Genomic DNA, 22826 nt, shown 5'->3' with positions numbered 1-22826 from the left:
AGGGCCAAGGCTACGCGTCCGCCCCACCCTGTTCCTCGTGCCCCACCGCCCGTCTGACCTCGGCCTCGACCACATGGCGCGGTTTCCCCTCGGCTTGTGCGTGCTCGCTCACCGCCACCTGGACGTCACGGGCCAGGTCGCGCCAGGCCCGCCAGGCCGTCTCCCAGGTGGTGGTCTGCCGGCTGCTCCACTTGGTGCCCGTGGGAGACCCGTAGGTCTCCCGCAGATGGCGCACGCGGACATGCGCCTCGTCCGCCGCACGCTGCTTGGCCACGAGTTCTTCGAAGGTGACTGTCACGCGCCCGGATCCTCGGGCAGCGGGCGGTGGCGGGACACCGCGCCACGCCGCCCGCCGCGGCACGGCGGCCGGGGTTCACCCGACCGGCGCCGCCGCGTGCGCCGGCCGGGGCACCGCGATGCCGGCTCGGGCAGGACAGCGGATCAGCGGTGGGCCGAGGGTGCTCCAGGAGCGACCCGGGGGCGGCTCAGCCGCCCGCGGCCGACGATTCCGGCTGCTCCTGCTCCGCCTCGACCCGTGCGTTCCACTCCTGCTTCGAGGCCTGCCAGCCGTCCTCGTCGTGACCGCGCCGCCAGTAGCCGGAGATCGAGAGGTCCTCGCGCGCGATCTGCCGCTCGACCCGCAGCAGGCGGCGCAGCTCCTTCACGAAGTGCGCCTCGCCGTGGACGAAGGCGTGCACCCGTCCCTCGGGGAACTCCAGGCCCCGCACGGCCTCCACCAGAACCTCACCGACGGGACGGTCCCCCCGGTGCAGCCAGGTGACCGTCACCTCGGAGTCGATCTTCTGCTCCTCCTGGGGCCCCTCGACCTCCACGAAGGCATACGCCCTGGCCCCGCTCGGCAGGGCCTCCAGCGACCGGGCGATCGCGGGCAGCGCGCTCTCGTCGCCCACCAGCAGGTGCCAGTCGGCGCTCGGGTCGGGGGCGTAGGCGCCGCCGGGGCCGATGAAGAACACGGTCTCGCCCGGCAGGACCCGCCGGGCCCAGGGGCCTGCCAGCCCTTCGTCACCGTGGATCACGAAGTCCAGCGTCAGCTCGCGATGTCCGGCGTCCCAGTGGCGCACGGTGTACGTGCGGGTCACCGGCCACTGGTCGCGCGGGAACTCCTCGCGGATCCGCTGCATGTCGAACGGCTCGGGGTAGGTGACGCCCTCGGCGGGGAACAGCAGCTTCACGTAGTGGTCGGTGCAGGTGTCCGCCGTGAAATCGGCCAGGCCCTCGCCGCCCAGCACCACCCGCTGCATGTGCGGGGTCAGCCGCTCGGTGCGGAGCACCTGCCCGGAGTGGGGCCTGCGCGGCTGGCGTACCGGTCGCTGTGCCATGGGGTCTCCCTGTCACTCAGTTAGGTTTACCTAAGTTAACATTTCCTTTCGGTGATCACCCGTGCGCACCGGCGGTGTTCCTACCGTGCGAGGGTGGCCAGCAGCCGCTTCAGGGAGCCGCCCAGGCCCCAGCGGGCCGCCAGCTCCCGTACGGCCTCCGGGTCGCGCGGCGTCCGCGGCAGCGCCGTGTCGACCTCCGGGAGCGGGACGTCGTCCGCGACCCGTACGACCTTCGGGGCGACCGCCAGATACGAGGCCGCCTCGGTGAGGCGCCTTTGCTGGGACGGGGTGAGCCCGGCCCGCGGGTCGCCGACCGCCGCCAGGATCCCGGCCAGGTCGCCGAACTCGGCCAGCAGCTTGGCGGCCGTCTTCTCGCCCACTCCCGGTACGCCCGGCAGGCCGTCGCTCGGGTCGCCCCGCAGCAGTGCCAGATCCGCGTACCCCGAGCCGCCCACCCCGTACTTCTCGCGCAGCACCGCCTCGTCGGTGATCTGGAGCGTGCCGACGCCCTTGAGCGGGTACAGCACCCGCACCCCGCGCGCGTCGTCCACCAGCTGGTACAGGTCGCGGTCCCCGGTGACGATGTCCACCGGGCCGCGCGCCCGCGCGGTGAACGTGCCGATCACGTCGTCCGCCTCGTACGCGGGGACGCCCACGCGCGCGATGCCGACGGCGTCCAGCACGGCCTCGATGACCGGCACCTGCGGAGACAGCGTGTCGGGCACCTCCTCCTCGTCGGGGCCCGACGGGCGCTCCTCGGCCACGCGGTGCGCCTTGTAGGAGGGGATCAGCTCCACCCGCCACGCCGGGCGCCAGTCGGCGTCCATGCAGGCCACCAGATCGTCCGGGTGGTGGTCCTTGACCAGGCGGTCGATGAAGTCGAGCAGCCCGCGCACGGCGTTCACCGGCGAGCCGTCCGGGGCCCTGACGGAGTCCGGGACGCCGAAGTAGGCCCGGAAGTAAAGAGAAGCGGTATCGAGGAGCATCAGTCGTCCGGTCACGCTCCGCATCATGCCGTACGCCACCGACAGGACCCGGCAGCCGCCCGACGGCACCGGCCCGGGACGCGCCCCGCACGGCACGGCACGACCTGGATGTGACGCGGGACACGATGGTGTTTGGGGTGAGTGAGAAAGGGGAGGCGCGGCCCCGGAGCGATGCCGGTTGCAGGTTCAACCGTCCGCACGCGTGAACCGTCCCGGCGGGTGCCGCTCCCCTCCATCGCCGTCGAGACAAGAGGTACGCGTGTCAACCAGGCTAGAGGCCGAACACCTCTACAAGGTGTTCGGCAGACGACCGGACCAGGCAGTCGAGAGACTGCGCCAGAACGAGGCCGACCGTGAGGAGTTGCGCGCCCACGGAACCACGGCGGCCGTCATCGACGCCTCGTTCACCGTGGAGCCCGGCGAGATCTTCGTCGTCATGGGCCTGTCCGGTTCCGGCAAGTCCACCCTGCTGCGCATGCTGAACGGCCTGTCGGAGCCGACCGCAGGATCGGTCCGGTTCGACGGTGAGGACCTCACCGCGCTGTCCGACCGCGAACTGCGCGCGGTCCGCTCCAAGAAGATCAGCATGGTCTTCCAGCACTTCGCGCTGTTCCCGCACCGCAGTGTCCGTGAGAACGCCGCCTACGGTCTCGAAGTGCAGGGCGTGCCCCGCGCCGAGCGCGAACGCCGCGCCGACGAGGCGCTCGCCCTGTGCGGCCTGGCCGGCTGGGAGCAGTCGTGGCCCGACGAGCTCTCCGGCGGCATGCAGCAGCGTGTGGGCCTCGCCCGCGCGCTCGCGACCGACGCCGACCTGCTGCTGATGGACGAGTCCTTCAGCGCGCTCGACCCGCTGATCCGCCGTGACATGCAGGACCAGCTGGTGGAGCTGCAGAAGAAGCTGAAGAAGACGATCGTCTTCATCACGCACGACCTCAACGAGGCCATGCGCCTGGGCGACCGCATCGCGGTGATGCGCGACGGCCGTATCGTGCAGATCGGCACCGCGCAGGACATCCTGATCCGCCCGGCCAACGACTACGTCGCCTCCTTCACCCAGGACGTCGACCGCTCCCGGGTGCTGACCGCCGGAGCCGTGATGGAGCGCGAGGTGCGAGGCGACGAGGCCGACTGCACGTGCGAGACCGCGACGGCGCAGACGCCGTTCACCGACCTGTGCGCGATGAGCGCCCGCGCGGCGCACCCCGTGGCGGTCCTCGACGGCGAGGGCGCGGTCATCGGCGTCGTGCCCCGGCAGCGACTCGTCGGTTTCATCGGCGACGAGGAGGGTGCCCCCGGCACCTGCGACTCCCCGCGCGGCGAGGGCGAGAAGGTGATGGCCCGTGCCTAGGATCCCGCTCGGCGAATGGGTCAACAGCGGTGTCGACTGGCTGCTCGCTCATGTGACCTGGCTGTTCGACTTCTTCAAGGCCGTCTTCACCGGCGCCTACGACGGCGTCAACGCCGTCCTCCAGGCGCCCGAGCCGCTGCTGCTCGCCGGTATCTTCGCGGTGATCGCCTTCTGGCTGCGCGGCACTCTCGCCGGTGTCCTCACCTTCCTGGGATTCGCCTTCATCGATTCCATGGAACTGTGGGCGGACTCGATGGTGACGCTGTCACTGGTCCTCGTCGCCACCCTCATCGCGCTGGTCGTCGGAGTGCCCGTAGGCATCTGGGCGGCACGTTCGGACCGGGTCAGCGCCCTGGTGCGGCCGGTCCTGGACTTCATGCAGACGCTGCCCGCGATGATCTACCTCATCCCGGCGATCCTCTTCTTCGGGACGGGCCCCGCCCCCGGCATCGTCGCCACCCTGATCTTCGCGCTCGCCCCCGGCGTGCGCATGACCGAACTGGGCATCCGCCAGGTCGACAAGGACCTGGTGGAGGCGGCCGAGGCGTTCGGCACCACGCCCCGCAACACGCTGCTGCGCGTCCAGCTGCCGCTGGCGCTGCCCACCGTGATGGCGGGCGTCAACCAGGTGATCATGCTCGGCCTCTCCATGGCCGCGATCGCCGGCATGGTCGGCACCGGCGGCCTCGGCGGTGCCGTCATCGAGGCCATCGGCCAGCTCAACATCGGTCTCGGCGCCGAGTCCGGCCTCGCCATCGTCATCCTGGCGATCTATCTCGACCGCATGACCGGCGCCCTGGGCACCCAGGTGTCCCCGCTCGGCCGCCGCGCCGCCGCCAGGGCCCGCGCCGCGCAGGGGCTGAAGATCTGGTCCTACCGGCCCCGCCCGCAGGTCGCCGTGATCGGCGTCGTCGTCCTGGCCCTGGTGGCCGGCGGCATGGGCGTCTTCGGCGGCAGCGGCAGGAGCGGCGGTACCGACACCGCCGCCGACACCGGGAACGTCGGCAACGGCAAGAAGATCTCCATCGGTTACATCCCCTGGGACGAGGGTGTCGCCTCCACCTTCCTGTGGAAGGAGGTCCTCGAACAGCGCGGCTTCGAGGTCGAGGCCACACAGTTCGACGCCGGCCCGCTCTACACCGCGCTCGCGCAGGGCGACATCGACTTCCAGACGGACTCGTGGCTGCCCACCACCCACGCCGAGTACTGGAAGAAGTACGGCGACAGGCTCGAGGACCTCGGCACCTGGTACGAGGAGACGACGCTCGAACTCGCCGTGCCCGCCTACATGGAGGACTTCGACTCCCTCGAGGACCTCAAGGGCGGGGCCGGTGCCTTCGACGGGAAGATCACCGGCATCGAGTCCAGCGCCGGCATGATGGGCCTGCTCAAGGACAAGGTCCTGCCGGACTACGGCCTGGACGAGGAGTACAAGGTCGTCGACAGCTCCACGCCGGCGATGCTGGCCGAGCTCAAGCGCGCCTACAGCAAGCAGGAACCGGTCGTCGTCACGCTCTGGTCGCCGCACTGGGCGTACAGCGACTACGACCTCAAGAAGCTGAAGGACCCCAAGGGCACCTGGGGCGAGGGCGACGCCGTGCACACCCTGGGACGCAAGGGCTTCACCGCCGAGAACCCCACCGTCGGCCAGTGGCTGAAGGACTTCTCGATGACCGAGGAGCAACTCACCGGCCTGGAGGCCGAGATCAACAAGGCCGGCAAGGGCAGGCAGCAGCATGCCGTCCGCGCCTGGCTCAAGGACAACCCGGACGTCGTCGACGAGCTGGCCCCGGTGAAGTCCGCCTCCGCCGCCACCTCGGCCGAGGCGAAGCGTCCGCTGACCGTCGCGTGGTTCCCCTGGGAGGAGGACGTCGCGATCACCTACCTGTGGAAGAACGTCCTCGAGCGGCGCGGCTACCGGATGAACCTGAAGCAGATGGAGGTCGGCCCGGTCTACACCGGCCTCGCCAGCGGGGACATCGACCTCAACTTCGACGCCTGGCTGCCGTACGCCCAGAAGAACTTCTGGGACCAGAGCAAGGACGAACTGGTCGACCTCGGCACCTGGTACGAGCCGACCTCGCTGGAGGTCTCCGTCCCCTCGTACGTCAAGGACGTCAAGTCCCTCGAGGACCTCAAGGGCAAGGCGGACCTCTTCGACGGGCGGATCGTCGGCATCGAACCGGGCACCGGCGAGATGGACCTGCTCAAGAACAAGGTCCTGCCGGGATACGGCCTGGACGAGGAGTACAAGGTCGTCGACGGCTCCACGCCGGCGATGCTCGCCGAGCTCAAGCGCGCCTACTCCAAGAAGGAGCCGATCGCGGTCACCCTCTGGTCCCCGCACTGGTCGTACAGCGAGTACGAGCTGACCAAGCTGAAGGACGACAAGAAGCTCTTCGGCGAGGGCAACACCATCCGCACCATCGCGAACAAGGCGTTCCCCGGGCAGTACCCCGAACTCACCAAGTGGATCAAGGGTTTCCGGATGAGTGAGGACGAGCTCGGCACGCTCGAGAAGGAGATCAAGGACCGCGGCCAGGGCAAGGAGGAGGCTGCCGTCGCCGCCTGGCTCGAGGAGCACCCGGACGTGGTGGGGCGCATGACCCCGCAGTGACGTCAAAGGCCACCGCGGCGACCACCGGTCGCCGCGGTGGCCCCCGGCACCGCTCGCTCCCCCGGGGGGCGGGCCCGGTCCCCGCCGCCCGACAGCGGGGCCGGGTCCGCCCCCCGCGGCATGTACGGACGGACCGGACGGGGCGCGCGGCACGGCAACGGGCGCAGCGCCGCGACGGGCGCACAACCGAACGGGAACACGAGAGGAATCCGGCCAATCACAGAGCGCTACGCCCTCCCCGAACCTCCGGTCCTTCGCCGTGACCTCCCGCCCTTCTTCGGGGGACAATGGCGGAAACACCCTGCGTCCTGCGCACACCGGACCGGAGGGCTCGCGCATCGGCTGGCGTGAACTGTGGGTTGTGCGCGACCGCACAGGACGGCGACGTGACAGGCGCCTGAAACGGTTTGCCGAACATGCGTAGGGTGCAGACAGGACAGCTCAACACGAGGCGTGCGCCGGAACCACGGGCACGGGCACAGGCACAGGCACAGGCACGGGACGACGGGCGAAGGAGGGAGCCGGAGCGATGGGCGACCACAAAGAACAGCCACTGCGCGTGGGCGCGGCCGTGCGGCGGCGACGTCGCGCGCTCGATCTCACGCTTGCCGTCGTGGCCCAGCGCAGCGGCCTGTCGGTCCCGTTCCTGAGCCAGATCGAGAACGAGCGCGCGCGCCCCAGCCAGAGTTCCCTGGAGAAGGTCGCCGACGCCCTGCGCACCACCGCCGTGGAACTCCTCGCAGCCGCCGACCCGGCGTGCAGCGTCGACGTCGTCCGCGCGGAGGGCGCCGAGCAGCTGCCGGGACCCCGTGTCCGGTCCCTGGTGCGGGGCCATCACCAGATGCACGCCTCCGAGTTCACCGGCGACCACGACGCCGGGCGTGAACTCCAGTTCCGCAACGACCAGTTGATGTACGTGGCGGACGGCGCCGTGGAGATCGAGGCGGAAGGCCGCGCCTACCGCCTCGGCCGCGGCGACACCCTGTACCTCACCGGAGGCGTCCGGCACCGGTGGCGGGCCACGGTCGCGGAGACGCGGCTGATCGTCGTCGCCGTCGCCGAGCACATCGAGGCGGTCCGGGACAAGCCCCGCCGGTGAGTTCCCTGCGGATCGTCTCCCTCGTCCCGTCCCTCACCGAGGCCGTGGCGCTGTCCGCTCCCGGCACCCTGGCCGGCGCCACCGACTGGTGCACGCATCCCGCCGGACTGGACGTCGTACGGATCGGCGGCACGAAGAACCCGGAGACCGGCCGGATCACCGCCCTCGCTCCCGATCTGGTGATCGCCAACGAGGAGGAGAACCGCGCCCCCGACCTCGACGCCCTGCGCACGGCGGGTCTCGAGGTCCTGGTGACGGAGGTACGGACGCTGCCCCAGGCCTTCGGCGAGCTGGCCCGGGTGCTCACGGCGTGCGGCGTGCGCACCCGCCCCCGATGGCTGGACGACGCCGAAGCCGCCTGGGAGGCCGTGGCAGCCCCTGCGACCCGCCGGACCGCGGTCGTGCCGGTCTGGCGGCGGCCCTGGACGGTGCTGGGCCGCGACACCTTCGCCGGCGACCTGCTGTCCCGCCTCGGCATCGACCACCTGTACGCGGGCCGTCCGGAACGCTACCCCCGTGTGCCCCTGGACGCGTTGCGCGCAAAGGCCCCGGACCTCGTCGTGCTGCCCGACGAGCCGTACCGCTTCACCGCCGACGACGGACCCGACGCCTTTCCCGGACTGCCCTGCGCCCTGGTCGGCGGCCGGCACCTCACCTGGTACGGACCGTCGCTGGCCGAGGCGGCGACGGTGCTGCCCCGGGAACTGCGAGCGGCAGGCCGCCGGTAGCACCGCGCGGCATAGGCTGGCGTGATGAGCACGACGGACGACCACGCGGGACAGCGGCCTGTGACCACGGGGACCCTGGCCCACCGGGTGCCGGACCTCGGGGCGCTGGAACTGCTGCTGGCGGTGGCGCGGGTCGGGAGTCTGGGCGGCGCGGCGCGCGAGCTGGGCATCACCCAGCCCGCGGCCAGCAGCCGGGTCCGGTCCATGGAGCGGCAGCTCGGTGTGGCGCTGGTGGACCGCTCACCGCGCGGATCGCGCCTGACCGACGCCGGAGCGCTCGTCACCGACTGGGCACGGCGGATCGTGGAGGCCGCGGAGGTCTTCGACGCCGGCGCCCAGGCACTGCGGGACCGCCGCGACTCACGGCTGCGGGTGGCGGCGAGCATGACGATCGCCGAGTACCTGCTGCCGGGCTGGCTGCTCGCGCTGCGCGCGCAGCGGCCGGACACGGCGGTGTCCCTGCTGGCCGGGAACTCGGCGACGGTCGCGCAGCGGCTGCTCGCGGACGAAGCGGACGTGGGCTTCGTCGAAGGGCTGACCGTGCCGACGGGCCTGGACTCCGCGGTGATCGCCCACGACCGGCTGATCGTGGTGACGGCGCCGTCCCACGCCTGGGCCCGCCGCCGTCGCCCGCTCGCCGCCGAAGAACTGGCGACCACCCCGCTCATCCTGCGCGAGAAGGGCTCCGGCACCCGGCAGGTCCTGGACACCGCGCTGGGCGGCCTGGCCCGCCCGCTGATCGAACTGTCCTCCACGACCGCGGTGAAGGCCGCCGCGGTCAGCGGCGCGGGCCCGGCCGTCCTCAGCGAACTGGCCGTGGGGGAGGAGCTGACGATGCGCCGCCTCGTCCGCGTCCCCCTGGACGGCATCGCCCTGGCCCGCGACCTGCGCGCGGTCTGGCGCACCGGCCACCGCCCCACGGGCCCGGCCCGCGACCTGCTGGCCCTGACCCGAGGCTGAGCACCTGGCGCACCGGCCACCGCCCCACGGGCCCGGCCCGCGACCTGCTGGCCCTGACCCGAGGCTGAGCACCTGACGCGCCGGGCGCCGGGTGCCGCGCGGACGGGTCCCGGTGGGGCGCCCCGTGGGTCACGGTGGGGCGGCCGCCTGGACCAGGCGGCGTACGACCCGCAGGTCCTCGTCCATCTCCGGATGCCACTGCACGCCCAGGACCCACGCGCCCGTCGGGAGTTCGACCGCTTCCACGGTCCCGTCCGCCGCGTACGCCGACGGGACCAGGCCCTCACCGAGGCGGTCCACCGCCTGGTGGTGGAAGGCCGGTACGGACGTCTCCTCCGGGACGGCGTCGGCGTACCGGGTGCCCGGCACCGGCTTGACCGGGTGCCGGCCGAAGACCCCCGGCACCCCCCGGTGGCCGTCGGGGTGCTGGACGAGGGTGCCGCCCAGGGCGACGTTCAGCACCTGCAGGCCCCGGCAGATCCCGAGCAGCGGAACGCGGCGTTCCAGCGCCGCCCGGACCAGGGCGAGCTCCCAGGCGTCCCGGGCACGGTCGGGCGGCCCGGTGCGCGGGTCGGGCTCGGCGCCGTAACGGGCCGGCTCCACGTCGGGACCGCCCGCGACGACCAGACCGTCGAGCCGGGCCACCGTCGCCGCGGCCTGCTCGGGCGCGTCCGGCGGGAGCATCGCGGCCAGCCCGCCGGCCCGCTGCACCAGCCGTGGATACCCGAGGGGCAGCAGCGCGGCGTCCATCCGCCACGCGCCCCACCGGACCCCGGACTCCTCGTACGTGCTGATGCCGATCAGCGGCCTGGCCGTCATGCTCTGCTCCTCCGTCCCGGTCCCGGTCCCGGTCCCCGTCTCCGACACCGGTCGGGTCAGTCCCGGGACAGCTCCGCCTCGGCCGCCGCCAGCGCCGCGAACTCCTCCTCCGGCGCCTTCGCCACCAGATGCCTGCGGCTGTACAGGCCGAAGTACGCCACGGCCGCGATGTACACCGCCAGCGCGACGAAGGCCGCCGTCACGTCCACCAGGAAGGTCGCCACCAGCGCCGCACAGGCCAGTACCAGCGCGACCGACGAGGTCAGCACCCCGCCCGGCGTCCGGTACGGCCGCGGCAGCTCCGGTTCGCGGCGGCGCAGCACGATGTGCGACAGGGACATCAGCGCGTACGAGATGGTCGCGCCGAAGACGGCGACGTTCAGCATGCGCGCGCCGTCGCCCGTGCCGGCGGCCAGCGCGAAGCCGATCGCACCGGGCACCAGCAGTCCGAGGTACGGGGCCTTGCGGCGGCTGGTGAGGGACAGGAACTTCGGCAGGTAGCCCGCACGGGACAGCGCGAACAGCTGGCGGGACCCGGCGTAGATCAGCGAGAAGAACGACGCCACCAGGCCGGCGAGCCCCGCGTAGTTCACGATCCGGCTGAGCACGGTCGCCTCGCCGTCCGGCTGGAGCGCCTCCACCAGCGGGTTGCCCGCGTCCTGCACGGCGGCCGAGCCGCGCGCCCCGGCCGCGGCGAAGAAGGTGACCACCGCCAGGACCACGAGGATGCCCATGGACCAGCGGATCGCCTTCGGCAGTGTTCTGGCGGGGTCCCTGGTCTCCTCGGCGGCGAGCGGTACACCCTCGACGCCCAGGAAGAACCACATGCCGAACGGGAACGCCGCCCAGATGCCGAGCAGTCCCATCGGCAGCCAGGAGCTCGCGCCGAAGGCTGACGTGTCCACCGGGATGTCGTCGAGCGAGGACGCGTCGAACGAGGGCAGCGCGCCCAGCGCGAAGACGACCAGGGCGGCCACCGCGATCCCGGTGACGACGAAGCTGAACCGCAGCGCCTCGCCGACGCCCCACAGGTGGATGCCGATGGAGATCACGAAGCAGGCGAGGTGGACCGGCCGGCCGGCCTCGAGGCCGAACAGGCCCAGCGACTCGACGTAGTCACCGATGAAGAGGGAGATCGCGGCGGGTGCGAGGACGTACTCGATCAGGATGGCGGTGCCGGTGAGGAAACCGCCCCAGGGACCGAGTGCCCGGCGGGCGAAGCCGTAGCCGCCACCGGCGGTGGGCAGGATCGAGGACAGCTCGGCGAGCGCGAAGACCATGCAGATGTACAGGGCGCCCATGAGCACCATGGCGATCGCCAGGCCGCCGAAGCCACCTTCGGCCAGGCCGAAGTTCCAGCCCGAGTAGTCGCCGGACACGACGTACGCGACGCCGAGACCGGTCAGCAGCAGCCAGCCGGCGCTGCCGCGGCGCAGCTTCCTGCGGTCCAGGTAGTCGTCCGGCACACCGCCGGTGCCGTAGTCCGCGCCCCCGGCCCGCGGTGCGGCGGAGGACGACGACGGAGACGGCGGGGGAGAGGACGGCGGTGGCGGAAGGCTCACGGGGTGACTCCCCAGGGGTGGTGACGAGGAAGCGGGCAATGGAGCGGATCCAGACCTTTGTGGCCCCATACCTTCCCGGCGCGGACGGCGGGGCGCAAGACCCGCGCACCGGACCCGTGTACGAAGTCCCGCACCGGTTCCCCGCCTCCGGGGCCCCGCCGAAGCCCGCCCGGACCCCCGCACCCGCCGCACCTGCACCGCAGCCCCGCGCCGGCCCGCGTGGCGCGTCCCGCGTCCGGGCCCGCCGGTGTCACCGCCCCGTCACCCGGGTGTCACGCCAGGAAACCCCGCAGCAGTGCCGCCGTCCCCGCGCAGTGCTCGCGCGCGATCTCCCGTGCCCCGTCCGCGTCCCCGTCCAGCACCGCCTCGACCAGCGTGGTGTGCTGCCGCTGCGAGTGCTCCAGATTGCGTACCAGCAGGGGGATGCAGTCCAGCAGGTCGTTCACCCTCGCCCGTGCGGCCGCGTACTGCGCGGCCAGCGTCGGCGAGCCGGACAGCTCCGCCAGCGTGAGGTGGAACAGCGTGTCCAGGCGGCGGTACCCGGCCGGCGGGGCGTCCCGCGTGCCCGTCAGCGCCCCGCGGAGCCGTGCCGCCCGCGCGTCCGCCAGGCCGCGGTCGGCGCACAGGCCCGCCGCGCCCACCTCCAGCACCTCCCGGAACCGCAGGACGTCCTCGATGTCGACCCCGGCGATCCGCCGCCGCAGCTCGGCCCCGCCCTCGTGCGTCGGCCGGGGCAGCACGAACGTGCCGCCGTACCTGCCGCGCCGGGACTCCACGAGGCCCTGGTCCTGGAGCACCCTCAGCACCTCGCGCAGCGTCACCCGGCTGATCCCCAGCCGCTTTGCCAGCTCCCGTTCGGCCGGCAGCCGCTCCCCGCCCGGTACCAGGCCCAGGCGCACCACCTGCAGGATCTGCTCCAGCGCCTCCTCGAAGCCGTTGCCCGCGCGCACCGGCCGCAGCACCGGCGCGAGACCGTCACCGGGCGCGTCGTCCCCTTCCTCCGGCATGCGGTCGTGCCCCCTTCCCAAGCAATGGTTCTCCGCAATACCTTATGACCCCCGTCATGACTCCCGGCAGCCCGAAGAAGCCCGAAGAAGCCCGAAGAAGCCCGAGGAGGCTCTCCCGTGGCAGACCCCACGCCCCCGCTCGGTGTCGAGGAGCTGCACGCCCTCGTCGCGGGCGGTGAGATCGACACGGTCGTCCTGGCCTTCCCCGACATGCAGGGGCGGCTCCAGGGCAAGCGGTTCGCCGCGCGCTTCTTCCTCGACGAGGTGCTCCGGCACGGCACCGAGGGCTGCACCTACCTGCTGGCCGTCGACGCCGACATGAACACCGTCGACGGTTACGCCATGTCCTCCTGGGAGCACGGCTACGGCGACTTCGCCATGTTCCCCGACCTCGACACGCTCCGCCGCGTGCCGTGGAACGAGGGCACCGCCCTGGTCGTCGCCGACCTGGCCTGGGCCGACGGCTCCCCGGTCGTCGCCGCCCCCCGCCAGATACTGCGCCGCCAGCTGGAGCGCCTGGCCGCACTCGGGTACACCGCCCAGGTCGGCACCGAGCTGGAGTTCATCGTCTTCCGGGACACCTACGAGCAGGCCTGGGACGCCGGCTACCGCGGGCTCACCCCGGCCAACCAGTACAACGTCGACTACTCGGTGCTCGGTACCGGCCGGATCGAACCCCTGCTGCGCCGCATCCGCAACGAGATGGCCGCCGCCGGCCTCACCGTGGAGTCCGCCAAGGGCGAGTGCAACCCCGGCCAGCACGAAATCGCCTTCCGTTACGACGAGGCCCTGGTCACCTGCGACCAGCACGCCGTCTACAAGACCGGCGCCAAGGAGATCGCCGCCCAGGAGGGCGTGTCGCTCACCTTCATGGCCAAGTACAACGAACGCGAGGGCAACTCCTGCCACATCCACCTCTCCCTCGCCGACCTCGACGGCACCACCAGCGCCATGCCGGGTTCGGCCCAGGATCCCGACTCCATGTCGGACGTCATGCGGCACTTCCTCGCCGGACAGCTCGTCGCGCTCCGCGAGTTCTCCCTGCTCTACGCCCCGCACATCAACTCCTACAAGCGGTTCCAGCCGGGCTCGTTCGCACCGACCGCCGTCGCCTGGGGGTACGACAACCGCACCTGTGCCCTGAGGGTCGTCGGCCACGGCCGCTCCCTGCGCTTCGAGAACCGGCTGCCCGGCGGCGACGTCAACCCGCACCTCGCCGTGGCGGGCATGGTCGCGGCCGGGCTGTACGGCGTCGAGCACGGTCTCGACCTGCCCGAGGTCTGCCGGGGAAACGCCTACGCCGCCGGTTTCGAGCACGTCCCGACGACCCTGCGGGAAGCCGCCGAACTGTGGGAGAACAGCGCCATCGCGAAGGCCGCCTTCGGCGACGAGGTCGTCGCCCACTACCGCACCATGGCGCGCGTCGAGGTGGACGCCTACGACGCCGCGGTCACCGACTGGGAACTGCGCCGCTCCTTCGAACGCATGTGAGGCCCCCGTTGCCGCTGCCCGACGCCCTGCCCGACGACGTGCCGCCGCTCGCCGAACTGCACGTGCAGAACCCCGCCACCGAAGAGACCGTCGCCACCGTCCCCGCCGCCTCCGCGGCCGACGTCGACGCCGCCGTCGTGGCGGCCGCGCGGGCGCAGACGGCCTGGGCCGCCCTCGGCCCCGGCGACCGAGCCCGGCTGCTGCGCCGCTTCGCCGCCACCGTCGACGACCACCTGGAGGAACTGGCCCGCCTCGAGGTCCGGGAGGCCGGACACACCCTCGGCAACGCCCGCTGGGAGGCCGGAAACGTCCGGGACCTGCTCGACTACGCCGCCGGGGGAGTGGAGCGGCTCACCGGCCGGCAGATCCCGGTCGCCGGCGGCCTGGACGTCACGTTCCTCGAACCTCTCGGCGTCGTCGGCGTCATCGCACCCTGGAACTTCCCGATGCCGATCGCGGCCTGGGGCGCGGTACCGGCCCTCGCGGCAGGCAACGCGGTCCTTCTCAAGCCCGCCGAGACGACCCCGCTCACCGCGCTGCGCCTGGCCCGGCTCGCCCTGGAGGCAGGCCTGCCCGAAGGGCTGTTCCAGGCGTTGCCCGGCCACGGCCCGGTCGCCGGCGGCGCGCTCGTCGAGCACCCCGGCGTCGCCAAGATCGTGTTCACCGGCTCGACGGCCGTGGGCCGGCGGGTGGCGGCCAGGGGCGCGGCACTGCTCAAGCCGGTCACTCTCGAACTCGGCGGCAAGAGCCCCAACATCGTCTTCGCCGATGCCGATCTCGAAGCCGCCGCGGCCGCCACCCCCCTGTCCTTCCTGGACAACGCCGGCCAGGACTGCTGCGCCCGCACCCGCATCCTCGTCCAGCGCCCGGTGTACGACCGCTTCCTCGGCCTTCTCGCCCCCGCGATCGAGTCCGTCGTCGTCGGCGACCCGGCCGACGAGCGGACCGACATGGGCCCGCTGATCTCCCGGACCCAGCTGGAGCGCGTCCGCTCCTACGTCCCCGACGACGCCGACGCGATCCGCGGCAAGGCCCCCGAGGGCGGCCCGGGCTTCTGGTTCCCGCCCACCGTCCTCACCGGCGTCGACCCGCACGCGCGCGTGGCCGTCGAGGAGGTCTTCGGGCCCGTCGCCGTCGTGCTGCCCTTCGAGGACGAGGCCGACGCGATCCGCCTGGCCAACGCCACCGACTACGGCCTGTCCGGCTCGCTCTGGACCCGGGACGTCGGCCGCGCCCTGCGGGTCTCGGGCGCCGTCCGCGCCGGGAACCTGTCCGTCAACTCCCACTCCAGCGTCCGCTACTCGACGCCTTTCGGGGGGTTCAAGCAGTCCGGTCTCGGCCGTGAACTCGGCCCCGACGCCCTGGCCGCCTTCACCGGGACCAAGAACGTCTTCATCAGCACCGAAGGCACGGCGAGCAGCGCGAGCACACCGAGCACCGAGCACACCGAAGGCACGGAGGGCCCCGCACAGTGAGCGAAGCGACCGAGGACATCATCTGCCGCCGCCTGGCCGGCCGTACCGCCGTCGTCACCGGAGCGGGCAGCGGCATCGGCCTGGCCACCGCCCGCCGGCTCGCCTCCGAGGGCGCCCACGTCGTCTGCGGCGACGTGGACGAGGTGCGCGGCAGGGCGGCCGCCGAGGAGACCGGCGGCATCTTCGTACCCGTCGACGTCACCGACCCCGAGCAGGTCGAGGCCCTCTTCGCCGCCGCCCACGACACCTACGGCAGCGTCGACATCGCCTTCAACAACGCCGGCATCTCCCCGCCCGACGACGGCTCCGTCCTGGAGACCGGACTCGACGCCTGGAAGCGCGTCCAGGAGGTCAACCTCACCTCCGTCTACCTGTGCTGCAAGGCCGCGATCCCCTACATGCGCCGCCAGGGCAGGGGCTCCATCATCAACACCGCGTCCTTCGTGGCCCGGATGGGCGCGGCGACCAGCCAGATCTCCTACACCGCGTCCAAGGGCGGCGTCCTCGCCATGTCCCGCGAACTCGGGGTGCAGTTCGCCCGTGAGGGCATCCGCGTCAACGCGCTGTGCCCCGGCCCGGTCAACACCCCGCTGCTGCGGGAACTGTTCGCCAAGGACCCGGAGCGCGCCGCCCGCCGGCTCGTGCACATCCCGCTCGGCCGGTTCGCCGAGGCCGAGGAGATCGCCGCCGCCGTCGCCTTCCTGGCCAGCGACGACTCCTCCTTCGTCAACGCCACCGACTTCCTCGTCGACGGCGGCATCTCGGGGGCGTACGTCACACCGCTCTAGGCCCTGTGATCCGTCACGGACGCCGCCGTTCCGGGCCCGGCGTCGCGTGCCTTCCGCCGTCCCGCGCGCACCTCCTCCACGCCTCCCGCCCACGACGGCAGTCCGCTCTGCTCGCGGTGCTGCGTCTTCTTCCCTATGGGCCCCCGGCCGCCGACGGCAGTCTGCTGCGAAACACGGCTTGGAGGCTCACAGTGACAGCAGGACCGGCCCCCGAGAGGGCACCGAACGGCGTCGACACCCCCACGGCATCCTTCGCGCAGCGCCGGCTGTGGTTCCTGGACCAGTTGGCCGGTTCCTCCACCGGATCCATGCTCCCCCTGGTCCTGCGGCTGCGGGGGCCGCTGGACGCGGACCGCCTGGAGCGGTCGCTGTCCGGGATCACGACGCGGCACGAGGTGCTGCGCACCCGGTTCCGCACCGTCGGCGGGGAGCCGGTGCCGGTGGTCGACGCCCCCGCGGGCATCGCACTGGAGCGGTTCGACGTGGACGGGCCCGAGGAACTGTTCGCCCGCCGGCTGGGGCGCCCCGTCGACCTGTCCGCGCAGCACCCGGTCCGGGCCGTGCTCGCCCGCGTGGCGCCCGACGAGCACCTGCTGCTCGTCGAGGTGCACCACATCGCCGTGGACGGCTGGTCGTGGGGCGTCCTGCTGGACGAACTCGCCGCCGGCTACCGCGGCGAGCCGGTCGCCGCGCCCGCCCTGCGGTACGCCGACCTCGCCCGCGCCCAGTCCGAACGCCTGCGCGGCGAACGGCTGGAACGGCTCCTCGGCCACTGGCGCGAACGGCTGCGCGGCCTCACCCCGCTCGACCTGCCCACCGACCGGCCGCGACCGCGCGTCTGGGACGGCTCCGGCGACGTGGTCCGCTTCGACCTGCCGGCCGACCTGGTCGCCGCCGTCGACGCCCTGGCCCGCTCCCGGCGCGTCACCCGCTACACGCTCCTGCTCTCCGCCTACCAGGCCCTCCTCGGCCACTGGGCGGGCCGCACCGACGTCGCCGTCTGCAGCACCCTCGCGGACCGGGCCCGACGCGGTGCCGACGCGCTCATCGGCCCCCTGGTCAACACCGTCGTCCTGCGCACCGACCTGTCCGGCCGGCCCGGCTTCGGGGCCCTGCTGGACCGGGCGCGCGGGCGCGTGCCGGTGGACCTGGCCCACGCCGAGGCCCCCTTCGACCTCGTCGTCGGCGCGCTCGGCGGCTCCCGGGACCTGTCCCGGCACCCGCTCGCCCAGGCCTCGTTCACCCTGCTCAACGCGCCGATCACACCGGTGGAGATGCCCGGCCTGGAGGTGACGCTGGTCAGCCCGCCGCTCACCGAGACCCCGCTGGACGTCTTCCTGGACCTGACCCTGCGGGCCGACGGCAGCGTCGCCGCCATCCTCCAGTACGCCACCGCGCTCTTCGACGCCGCCACCATGCGTGCCTTCGCCCGTTCCTACACGGCCCTGCTCAGAGCGGTCCTGGCCGACCCCGGCACCCCCGTACGGGACCTGATGCGCGCCCTGCCCGGCGGCCCCGGCGGCCGCGGCCGTCCCCGGCCCGACTGGCACCGGGCGCCCGACCGCACGGCGGACCCCGCGCCGCCGGTCGCCTTCTCCGGCAGCCCCGACGCCACCGCGCTGCGCTGCGGCGAGGACAGCGTCAGCTACGCGGAACTGGACGCCATGACCGGCTCGCTCGCGGCCGCGCTGCGCGCCGCCGGGGTCACCGCGGGCGACCCCGTGGGCGTGCTGCTGCGCCGCGGCCTGTGGTCGGTCGCCGCCATCGAGGGCGTCTGGCGGGCCGGAGGGGCCTACGTGCCCCTCGACCCCGAACTCCCCGCCGAGCGACTGCGCTACATGGCCGAGGAGGCCCGACTGGCCTGCGTGGTCGCCGAGCCCGCCACCGCCGCCACCGCCGTCCCGCTCGCGCCGGTGACGGTGGACGTCACCGCGCTCGCCCCGGCCGCGGACGGTCCCCGCCACCGGCCGCACCCCCGCGAACTGGCCCACGTCATCTTCACCTCCGGGTCCACCGGCCGGCCCAAGGCGGTCGGTGTCGAGCACGCAGCCCTCGCCTCGCACGTCGCCGCCGCCCGGCAGCGCTTCGAGATGACCTCCGCGGACCGGGTGCTGGCCTTCGCCTCCTTCGCCTTCGACGCCTCACTGGACCAGGTGCTGCCCGCCCTCACCTCCGGCGCCACCGTCGTCATGCGGCCCGACGAGCCCTGGCTGCCCACGCAGGTCCCCGAGATCGTCCAGCGGCACGGCCTCACCGTCGTCAACGTGCCGCCCACCTACTGGTCCGAACTCACGCTCTGCCTCGACCGGCGGCTGGCCGCCGCCCTGGGCTCCCTGCGGCTGCTGATTCTCGGCGGCGAGGCCGTCCCGCCCGACACCCTCGCCGTCTGGCGCGCCGCCGTCCCCCGGGCCCGGGTCTGCAACGCCTACGGCCCCACCGAGACCACGGTCACCGCCACCACCCACGACGCCGACGACCCGCCCGGGGACACCGTGCCCATCGGCCGGCCCCTGGGTGACCGCCGCGTGTACGTCGTCGACGCCGACGGCGAGCCGGTGCCGGTCGGCGTCGGCGGCGAACTCCTCATCGGCGGCACGGAGGTGGCCCGCGGCTACCTCGGGCGCCCCGCGCTGACCGCCGAGCGCTTCGTGCCCGACCCCTGCGGGCCGCCCGGCGGACGCCTCTACCGCACCGGTGACCTGGTGCGCTGGACGTCCGGCGGCGCACTGGAGTTCCTCGGACGCCGCGACGACCAGGTCAAGATCCGCGGCTTCAGGATCGAACTCGGCGAAGTGGAGACGGTGCTGCGCGCCTGCCCGCTGGTCGCCGCCGCCGCCGCACGCCCCGACCGGGCCACCGGCCGCGGCCTGACCGGCTACGTCGTACCGGTCCCGGACGCGCCCGCCGCCCCCGACCGGGCCGAACTGCGCGCCTGGTGCGCCCGCCACCTGCCGCACTACGCCGTACCGTCCGAGTTCGTCGTCCTGGACGCCCTCCCGGTCGGCGTCTCCGGCAAGCTCGACCGCTCCGCCCTGCCCGACCCCGCGCGCACCCGCCCCGCCGACGACCCCGCCCACACCGCGCCCCGCGACGAGACCGAGCGGATCGTCGCCGAGGTGTGGGCCGACGTCCTGGGCCTGGACCGGATCGGCCTGGACGACAGCTTCTTCGACCTCGGCGGCCACTCCCTGCTCGCCACCATGGCGGTCTCCCGGATCGCCCAGCGCCTCGGCCGGGAGATCGAGCTGCGCACCGTCTTCGAGCACCCGACCGTCCGGGCGTTCGCCCCGCGGGTGGCCGCCGCCCGCGTCAGCGGCGCCACCGGCGTCGTCCCCGTCGACCGCGGCGGTCCGCTGCCGCTGTCCTTCGCGCAGGAGCGCCTGTGGTTCCTGGACCGCACCTCCGACCGGGGCGAGTCGTACCTGCTGTGGTACTGCTGGCGGGTGCGCGGCGGCCTGGACCGTGCCGCGTGGCAGGCGGCCCTGGACGACCTGGTCGAGCGGCACGAGGTGCTGCGCACGGCCCTCGTCGAGTCCGACGGCCGCCCCGTGCAGCAGGTCCGCGACCCGGCCCCGGTGCCCCTGCTCTGGGAGCGGGCCCCGCAGGCCCCGGACGAGCAGGCCCGCATGGCGGCCGTGCGGGGCCTCGCCGTGGCCCACGCCACCCGCCGCTTCGACCTCGCCCGGCCGCCGCTGCTGCGAGCCGGCGTGTGGGAGCTGGCCGGTGACGACCACGTCGTCCTGCTCGCCCTGCACCACGCCGTCACCGACGGCTGGTCCAAGGGCGTCCTGCTGGACGAACTCGGCCGGCACTACGCGGCCCGCCTGACGGGCGGCGGCGCCCCGCCGGCGCCGCTGCCCGTGCAGTACGGCGACTTCGCCGTGTGGCAGCGCGACCGCGCCGACCGCGGCGCCCTGGAACCACAACTCGCCTACTGGGAGCGGGTCCTGGAGGCCGCCCCCGTTCTGGAACTGCCCACGGACCGGCCGAGGCCCCCCGCCTTCACCGGCCGGGGCGGCGCGGTCGAGATCGACCTGCCCCGCGCACTCGTCGACCGGACCGACGCCCTCGCCCGCGAGCGCGGCGCGACCCGCTTCATGGTGCTGCTGGCCGCCGCCCAGACGGTACTGGCCCGCTGGACCGGGCAGACCGACATCTGCGTGGGCACGCCCGTCGCCGGCCGCGGACGGCTCGAGCTGGAGCCGCTGGTCGGCTTCTTCGTCAACACCGTCGTCCTGCGCACCGACCTGTCCGGACGGCCCGCCTTCGACACGCTCGTGGACCGGGTGCGCGACGTCGTCCTGGGCGCCTTCGACCACCAGGAGGTGCCGTTCGAGCAGGTCGTGGAGCGGCTCCGGCCGGAGCGCGACCTGTCCCGCAACCCGCTGTTCCAGGCCATGGTCGACGTCCAGGAGTCCACGGAGGCAGGCATCGGCCTGCCCGGCCTCGAGACCGCCGACTTCGCGCTGCCCTGGGGGTCGGCCAAGTTCGACCTGACCGCCACCTTCGTGATCCGGCCGGACCGGTTCGCGCTCAACGTCGAGTACGCCGCCGACCTGTTCGACCCGGACACCGCGACCCGGTTCGCCCACCACGTCGGCCGTGTCCTCGAAGCGCTGCTGGCCGACCCCACCGCCCGCGCCGACGAGGCCGCCCTGCTCTCGGCGGACGAGCGGCGCCGCCTCGTCGAGGACGCCGGGCGGGACACGGAGCCGGCGCCTGCGTTCGAAGTGGCGGGCCTGCCGCACGCCCCCGCCGTCGTCTGCGAGGACACGGTCCTCGACTACGCCCGCCTGGACGCCCTCACCGGAGGACTGGCCGCGGCCCTGGCCCGCGCGGGCGCGGCCCCGGGCGACGCCGTCGGCGTGTGCGTCGGCCGCGGCGTGTGGTCCGTGGCGGCGATGCTCGCCGTCTGGCGGGCGGGCGGCGTCTACGTCCCGCTCGACCCCCGGCTCCCCGGGGAACGCCTGCGGTACATGTGCGAGGAGGCCGCCGTACGGCACGTGGTGTGCGACACGCGCACCCGGGACCGCGTCGCCGCCCTCACTCCTGGTGCGGTCGACGCAGACGACGTCCCGGCCGATCCCGACGGACCCCGGCACACCCCCCACCGCGACGACCTCGCCTACGTCGTCTTCACCTCCGGCTCCACCGGCCGCCCCAAGGCAGTCGGGGTCGAGCACCACGCCCTGGACGCCCATGTCCGGGCCGCCCGCGAGACGTTCGGGCTGACCGCACGGGACAGGGTGCTCACCTTCGCCTCGACCTCCTTCGACGCCTCCCTCGAGCAGATCCTGCCCGCGCTGAGCACCGGGGCGACGGTGCTCGTACGCCCCGACGACATCTGGGCGCCCCAGGAGCTGGCCGCCCGCGTCGCCGCCGAGCGGGTGACGGTCATGGAGCTGACACCGTCGTACTGGACGGAACTGGTCGCCCGCCTGGACACGCTGGCGCCCCGACTGGCCTCCCTGCGACTGCTGGTGACGGGGGGAGAGGCACTGCCCGCCGACCCCCTGCGGCACTGGTTCGCGCACCTGCCCGGGGTGCCCGTGGTCAACACCTACGGCCCCACCGAGACGGTGATCTCCGCCACCGCGCACCCCCTCGCCGGGGCACCGGCCGGCCGGGTGCCCATCGGCCGCCCGCTGGGCGGCCGCCGCACCTACGTGGTCGACCCGCTCGGTGAACCCGTACCGCTCGGCGTGCCCGGCGAACTCGTCATCGGCGGACCGGAGGTGGCCCGCGGCTACCTGGGGCGGCCCGCCCTCACCGCCGAGCGGTTCGTCCCCGACCCGTTCGGCGCGCGCGGCGGCCGCCTCTACCGCACCGGCGACGTGGTGCGCCGACTGGCCGGCGGCGCACTGGAGTTCCTCGGCCGCAACGACGACCAGGTCAAGATCCGCGGCTTCCGCGTCGAACCGGGAGAGGCCGAGGCGGTGCTGCGCGGGCACCCGGGGGTGCGGGGCGCGGCCGTCGTGGTGCGCACCCTCAACGGCGAGACCGCCCTCGTCGGCTACGCCGCGGGCGGCGGACTGTCCCAGGAGTCCCTGCGCACCCACTGCCGGGCCCATCTGCCCCACTACCTCGTCCCCTCGGCGTTCGTCCTCCTGGACTCCCTGCCGCTGACCGTGCAGGGCAAGCTGGACACCGCCGCCCTGCCCGAACCCGAGACGCCCGCGCCGCGGGCCGGCGTCGCACCGCGCACCCCGGCCGAGACGGTCGTGGCGCAGATCTGGTGCGAGGTACTGGACCTGCCGAGGACCGGCGTCCACGACGACTTCTTCGCCCTGGGCGGCCACTCCCTGCGCGCGGTGGCGGTCGCCTCCCGCCTGCGGACCGCCTTCGACTGCCCGTTCCAGGTCCGGGACCTCTTCGAGCACCCCACCGTCGAGCGGCTCGCCGCCGAGGTGGAGCGGCGTCTGCTGGAGCTGATCTCGCAGATGAGCGACGACGAGATCGACCTGTCCCTGACGGCCGACCTCTGACCCTCCGCGCCGCCCGGTCCGCTTCGGCCCGCCCCGCCGGGCCCGCGTCAGCCGCCGGGCCCGTCCGGCCGGCCGCCGGGACGGCCGGCCCCGCCGGCCACCCGTCAGCCGCCGCCCGGCG

General features: G+C 73.6%; 15 protein-coding genes. 9 read left to right on the top strand and 6 right to left on the bottom strand.

Annotation, left to right across the window (positions count from 1 at the left end; translation table 11 throughout):
- Positions 1-10: 10 nt before the first annotated feature.
- From TU30_RS12140 to TU30_RS12130, 3 genes are all read right to left on the bottom strand, one after another.
- Complete coding sequence (locus tag TU30_RS12140) at positions 11-298, bottom strand: hypothetical protein (RefSeq protein WP_042168457.1); 288 nt, start codon at positions 296-298, stop codon at positions 11-13.
- Positions 299-485: 187 nt separating this feature from the next.
- Positions 486-1340: a siderophore-interacting protein gene (locus TU30_RS12135; RefSeq protein ID WP_042168455.1), complete on the bottom strand. Its 855-nt coding sequence runs from the start codon at positions 1338-1340 to the stop codon at positions 486-488.
- Between the two features lie 80 nt (positions 1341-1420).
- Entirely contained in the window at positions 1421-2350 is a 930-nt protein-coding gene (locus tag TU30_RS12130; RefSeq protein ID WP_234307846.1) for a 5'-3' exonuclease, read from the bottom strand.
- A gap of 235 nt (positions 2351-2585) precedes the next feature.
- Here TU30_RS12130 and TU30_RS12125 point away from each other — a divergent pair, with 235 nt between their 5' ends.
- The 5 genes from TU30_RS12125 to TU30_RS12105 all read left to right on the top strand — a co-directional run bounded on the left by TU30_RS12125 (position 2586) and on the right by TU30_RS12105 (position 9078).
- On the top strand, positions 2586-3674 hold the full coding sequence (locus TU30_RS12125) for a glycine betaine/L-proline ABC transporter ATP-binding protein (RefSeq protein WP_042168452.1): 1089 nt from the start codon (positions 2586-2588) through the stop codon (positions 3672-3674).
- Positions 3667-6291 (top strand): ABC transporter permease/substrate binding protein, encoded by a 2625-nt coding sequence (locus TU30_RS12120; RefSeq protein ID WP_042168450.1) that lies wholly within the window; start codon positions 3667-3669, stop codon positions 6289-6291. The genes TU30_RS12125 and TU30_RS12120 overlap by 8 nt, the downstream gene beginning before the upstream one ends.
- 529 nt (positions 6292-6820) lie before the next feature.
- Positions 6821-7390, top strand: coding sequence for a helix-turn-helix domain-containing protein (locus TU30_RS12115; RefSeq protein WP_042168449.1), 570 nt, complete (start codon positions 6821-6823; stop codon positions 7388-7390).
- Positions 7387-8118 carry a helical backbone metal receptor gene (locus tag TU30_RS12110; RefSeq protein ID WP_078878238.1) on the top strand — a complete coding sequence of 244 codons (732 nt, stop codon included), beginning with the start codon at positions 7387-7389 and terminating at the stop codon, positions 8116-8118. Before TU30_RS12115 ends, TU30_RS12110 begins: the two co-directional genes overlap by 4 nt.
- A gap of 24 nt (positions 8119-8142) precedes the next feature.
- Positions 8143-9078, top strand: coding sequence for a LysR family transcriptional regulator (locus TU30_RS12105; RefSeq protein WP_042168447.1), 936 nt, complete (start codon positions 8143-8145; stop codon positions 9076-9078).
- Between the two features lie 129 nt (positions 9079-9207).
- Here TU30_RS12105 and TU30_RS12100 read toward each other — a convergent pair whose 3' ends face one another.
- The 3 genes from TU30_RS12100 to TU30_RS12090 form a co-directional block, all read right to left on the bottom strand.
- A complete protein-coding gene (locus TU30_RS12100) occupies positions 9208-9897 on the bottom strand; it encodes a gamma-glutamyl-gamma-aminobutyrate hydrolase family protein (RefSeq protein ID WP_042168445.1) in 690 nt (229 codons plus the stop codon).
- A 56-nt stretch (positions 9898-9953) separates the two neighbouring features.
- Entirely contained in the window at positions 9954-11528 is a 1575-nt protein-coding gene (gene eat, locus TU30_RS12095) for an ethanolamine permease (protein ID WP_234307842.1), read from the bottom strand.
- A 203-nt stretch (positions 11529-11731) separates the two neighbouring features.
- A complete protein-coding gene (locus tag TU30_RS12090) occupies positions 11732-12466 on the bottom strand; it encodes a FadR/GntR family transcriptional regulator (RefSeq protein WP_042168439.1) in 735 nt (244 codons plus the stop codon).
- 117 nt (positions 12467-12583) lie between these two features.
- Between TU30_RS12090 and TU30_RS12085 the strand changes: the two genes are divergently transcribed.
- The 4 genes from TU30_RS12085 to TU30_RS12070 all read left to right on the top strand — a co-directional run bounded on the left by TU30_RS12085 (position 12584) and on the right by TU30_RS12070 (position 22705).
- The gene (locus tag TU30_RS12085) at positions 12584-13957 is read left to right on the top strand and encodes a glutamine synthetase family protein (protein WP_042168436.1); all 1374 of its coding nucleotides are present in this window, start codon (positions 12584-12586) and stop codon (positions 13955-13957) included.
- 8 nt (positions 13958-13965) lie between these two features.
- Positions 13966-15432, top strand: a complete 1467-nt coding sequence (locus TU30_RS12080) for an aldehyde dehydrogenase (RefSeq protein ID WP_370626626.1) — start codon at positions 13966-13968, stop codon at positions 15430-15432.
- The gene (locus TU30_RS12075; RefSeq protein ID WP_042168433.1) at positions 15429-16220 is read left to right on the top strand and encodes a 3-oxoacyl-ACP reductase; all 792 of its coding nucleotides are present in this window, start codon (positions 15429-15431) and stop codon (positions 16218-16220) included. The genes TU30_RS12080 and TU30_RS12075 overlap by 4 nt, the downstream gene beginning before the upstream one ends.
- 191 nt (positions 16221-16411) lie before the next feature.
- Complete coding sequence (locus TU30_RS12070; RefSeq protein ID WP_042168431.1) at positions 16412-22705, top strand: non-ribosomal peptide synthetase; 6294 nt, start codon at positions 16412-16414, stop codon at positions 22703-22705.
- The last annotated feature ends 121 nt before the right edge of the window (positions 22706-22826 follow it).

It is taken from the genome of Streptomyces sp. NBRC 110035, from assembly GCF_000829695.1.
Lineage (GTDB): Bacteria > Actinomycetota > Actinomycetes > Streptomycetales > Streptomycetaceae > Streptomyces.
This window is presented reverse-complemented; position numbering and strand designations above follow the sequence as displayed.